Raw genomic sequence first — 4700 nt, 5'->3', positions numbered from 1 at the left:
CACCGCTTGTATGTACCAGGTATGCGATCCCGGGGTGAGCGGGGTTGAAACGGTATATGAAGTTGACGATGGCGAGATACTATCCCTGCTTAACACCCCATCGACATAGAACTGGTATTTGGCCATTCCTGAACCCGAATCCGAGCTGGCCGCCCAAGTAAAGGTCGGCAGGCTTGCATTGTCTGTAGATGAACCGTCTGCCGGCGAGCTTATGTCGAAGGCGGATGGCGCAACCGCATCTATTTTAAATGATTGCGTTTTATTCGTCTCGGTGTTATTAGATGTATCCACCGAGGAATACGTAAGCGTATGCTGCCCTTCCGGAATGGCAAAGCTGCCCGTATAGGTAACCAAGCCGGATAAATCCAACTGGTAAGATGTCGTCCCCACTTCGTTTCTCGTTAATGTTACGACGGGTGCGGTCTTAAACCAGCCGTTGCTGCCGTTAGTATATGACGGGTTTGTCGATATGGTTGTAACCGGCGCGATTATGTCTTGTACGTTTAAGCTGAAAGTCGAGGTCGAATTTGTCACATTACCCGCGGCATCCATGGCCTGTATGTACCAGGTATGGGTTCCCGCCGCGAGCGAAGAAGTGAGCGTATACGACGTCTGTGACGGAGAGATGTTGCTTTGTTTTACTGTGTTGTCGATGTAAAGTTGGTATTTCGCCACGCCGGAGCCCGAATCAGAGCTGGCCACCCAAGTAAAGGTCGGCAGGCTCTTGTTATCCGTGGATGAACCGTCTGTCGGTGAACTGATATCGAAGGCCGATGGAGGCGTGAGGTCCACTTTAAATGTTTGGGATTTATTTGCTTCCGTGTTATTAAACGTATCTGCCGAATAGTAATAGAGCGTATGCTGCCCTTCCTGGGCGGTGATGCTTCCTGTATACGTTTGCCAGCCTGTGGTTGAGGTCGAATCCCACTGGTAGTAGGTCGTACCGGGTTCGTTTCTCGTAAGTGTGATCGAGGGAGAAGTCTTAAACCACCCGCTCGTATACGATGGGTTTGTCGACATCGATGTGACCGGCGGAACGACATCGGCGACATTTAACGTATTTGTAGCCGTCGAGGTTGTTGCGTTACCCGCACCGTCCACCGCTATGACATACCAGGTATGGGTTCCGGCCTCAAGCGGTGATGAGAGCGTATACGACGTCTGTGAGGCCGGGATGTCGATCTGTGTTAATGAACTGTGGATATAGAGCTGGTATTTTGCCATGCCGGAGCCCGAATCAGAGCTTGCCGCCCATGTAAAGGTCGGCGTCGCGGCGTTATTCGTAGATGAGTTATCTGCCGGTGCGCTTAAATTAAACGCTGAAGGAGCCGACGAATCCACGCTATATGGTTGGGATTTTACAGGCTCGGCGTTATTTGACAGGTCTTTCGAGTAGTAGTAAAGCGTGTGTTGCCCCTCGGAGGCGGTAATGCTGTTCGAATACGTTTGCCAGCCGGCGGTTGATGTTGAATCCCACTGGTAGTAGGTAGTGCCGGACTCGTCTCTGGTAAGCGTGATGCCCGGCGATGTCTTGACCCAGCCGCCGCTATACGACGGGCTTGAGGATAGGGTCGTATTCGGCGCCAGGGCATCGCCCACATTTAACGTAAACGTAGCGGTCGAGGTCGTTGAATTACCGCCCATATCCAATGCTTTTACGTACCAGGTATGTGTTCCTGCCGTAAGCGGAGACGTGAGCGTGTATGCAAGCGATGTGGCGCTGGTCTCCTGTTTCATGGCGCCATCGATATAGAGCTGGTATTTTGCCATGCCGGAACCCGAATCAGAGCTGGCGTTCCAGGCGAATGTTGGGTTGGTAATGTTGTTTGTCGACGAGTTGTTTGCCGGTGACGCCAGTGTAAAGGCCGTCGGGCTTAAAGTATCAACTTTAAACGTTTGCGCATTAACCGCTTCGGTATTGCCGGCCGTGTCTTTCGAATAGAAGTAGAGCGTATGCTGCCCCTCGGAGGCGGTGATGCTGTTCGAATACGTTTGCCAGCCGGCGGTTGATGTTGAATCCCACTGGTAGTAGGTAGTGCCCGGCTCGCTCCTCGCTAACGTTATGGATGGTATTGTATTAAACCAACCGCTTGTATATGGAGGTACTGAAGACCAGGTCGTCGTCGGCGCCGCCGCATCGATGATGAACGGCCCGAGGTGAACGGCACTTGTCTGGTTGCCCGCTATATCCTTGGTGCTGAGATGAAAATACCAACTGCCGTCTGCAAGCTGAGAGCTGGTTAGGGTAACAGCGGTCCCGGTCATATCAACCGTTGTATCCGGGACGGTTGTTGGAGACTGGCTCCACTCGACGGAGTACCCGTTGATACCGCTTCCGCCATCGGTTGCCCCCGAGAATGAAATATCAATAGTGTTATCCGGCGAAGTGCTACCGGTTGTATGGCTCGGGCTGGTAACCGATGGATTGGTCGGTAGGATAGTATCCACATCAAATGAATTACTCTTATAAGCTTCGGCATTGCCGGTCGTATCCACGGAGTAGTAATAAAGCGTGTGGTGCCCTTCTAAAGCGGTGAAGGCACTCGTGTAGGTAGTCCAGGCGCCGGACGATGAATCCCACTGGTAATAGGTGGTACCCGGCGCAGAACTGGCTAAGGTTATGGTCGGGGCGGTTTTAAACCAACTGTTATCGCCATCCGGGTACGCTGGGTTTGAAATGGACATTCCCGTCGTCGGGGCAGGTCCGCTTGCGCTGAATATGCAGCTATAGACGCCTCCGCCACCGGATCCGGCATATACCGTCTTATCCAGACAGTAGCATGGGGTAGGATCAATCGATGGTATGAGCTTATGCATGAGGCCGTTGTTTATCTGACTCCATTGCGCCCCTTGGGTAGTTGATTTATACACTCCGTTAGTTGTTCCGGCAAAGCAGGTGCCGTCTTTGCTTCTTGTATAGCCTGGGGATATGGCAACCGCAAGAACATAGCGATCTGTGCTCGGGATGCCTACGTTAGCCTCAATCCAGTAAGAACCAGCAGTGGTCGATTGAAAAACGCCGCCGCCGTAAGTTCCGACAAGCACGACATGATCTGTAGGGAAATCAAGGGACAAGGCGATATCCGTGATAAGGGCGCTTGTGAGGCAGTTGTTTGCTGCCTGCCAGGTAGTTCCCCCATCGGTCGATTTAAAAACGCCGCCGCCGTAAGTTCCGGCGAACATCGTTCTGTCTACGCCAAAATTCGGGGACATGGCAATCGTCCGTACATCCGTATTGGCAAGGCCCGTATTTGCAGGACTCCAGGTACCTCCCCCATCGGTTGACTTAAATATTCCCGAGGATGCGGTGCCCACAAAGACGGTGTGGTCCGTTGCATATGCAGGTGAAACGGCTAACGGATGAACATCGGTGGTCGTAAGACCCGTGTTTGCCGCGACCCAGGAATCCCCCTTGTTGGTTGACTTAAAGACTCCGGCCCCGGTTGCCGCAAAAACCGTGTTGTCGGTAGCAAAGTTCTCCGATACGGCGACCGAGCGGATATTTAAACTCGTCAAGCCGGTATTTACCTGAACCCAATCATGGCCCTTGTTGGTTGTGCGGTAGACACCTTTGGTGGTCGTACCGGCAAAAAGCGTATAATCATGGGCGTAATTCGGGGAGATATGAAGGGACTTTACCTCCTCATTGGCTGGACCGATATTTTGCCAAACATCGTCCGCAAACGCAAAAGAAGGCAAGGCTAGAGCCAAGCCGACTATTGTAAGTATGAGCACTATAAGAAATCTGTTGCCGATATGCAACCTTTTGTTTCCTTTGCCTTTGCTAGTTATCATCTCAGCGTCTCTACCTTCTGCTTGATCGCCCCTATATCAACTCCGAAGGGTCTCATTTGTATGACTGTCTCATATTGTTTCTTGGCGCTGGCTTTATCGTTCTTCTCAACGTAAAGGTCGCCGAGCGCTATCCGCGCCGTTACAAAGTTTTTATTGAGCTTGATCGTAGTTTCAAGCGCTTGAATCGCCTTGGTAAAGTTTCCTTGGGATTTATAGATGATAGCGAGGTTGTAATGGGCCTCGGGCTGATTGGGGTTTGATTTAAGAGACGCTCTGTATTCATCCGATGCTTTGTTGAGCTGCCCTTTCGCCTCGTAGCTTTGGGCGAGGTTGAGATGCGTTTTCGCGTCGGCCGGATCGAGTTTCTTCGCCCGCTCCAAACGCTGTATCGCCGCATCGAACTTGCCGTTGGTATAGGCGCTGAGGCCTGAAGCGTAGGCTTTTTGCTGCTCCGCTTTTATCCTCTGATTTTCTTGCTTAACCCGCTCGTCCCGAATTTGCGTTACGGCCAGCGTGGCCGCAATTAGGACTAGAACAGCAAGAAAAGCGACGATCGGCTTTATGTGCTTGGTAACAGTCGTGGATATTGAGCCTGAAAAATATTTTAGCCCTCCCGGCACTACCGTTTGGTTTTTGGGTACGCCGATGCCGGGCTTGCTTAATTCAACGCCGCGTGTTGCTTCTGTTTTTAGTTTAATGGCCGAAAGCTTCAAACCCAATCTCCTTTTAAATAAAAAAAGACCCATTTCTGGGTCGGTTCCGCTATTGACTCCCTCTATCTCCTAAGCGGCCAAATTGAAACTAGAGTTCTTCGCATCCCTGGTAAGTTCAGTCTTTACTCTGTCGTAGGGCTACTTGTACTGTTGGGTTATTATTTTTTTAACGCAAATCGGCTCGGTAAACCA

The 4700-nt window shown here is 51.4% G+C and carries 2 protein-coding genes; both read right to left on the bottom strand.

The genetic code is table 11. The features are described 5' to 3' along the window. On the bottom strand, window positions 1–3795 hold a 3795-nt coding region (locus COY37_RS03215), incomplete at its 3' end, for an Ig-like domain-containing protein (RefSeq protein ID WP_353682997.1). After that, a complete protein-coding gene (locus tag COY37_RS03210) occupies window positions 3792–4508 on the bottom strand; it encodes a tetratricopeptide repeat protein (RefSeq protein ID WP_286677435.1) in 717 nt (238 codons plus the stop codon). The genes COY37_RS03210 and COY37_RS03215, both read right to left, overlap by 4 nt. Window positions 4509–4700 lie beyond the last annotated feature (192 nt).

It is taken from the genome of Candidatus Aquicultor secundus, assembly GCF_002791875.1.
In the GTDB taxonomy this organism is placed as follows: Bacteria; Actinomycetota; Aquicultoria; order Aquicultorales; family Aquicultoraceae; genus Aquicultor_A; species Aquicultor_A secundus.
Note: the sequence above shows the minus strand (reverse complement) of the source record. Positions and strands in the feature narration are given on the sequence as shown.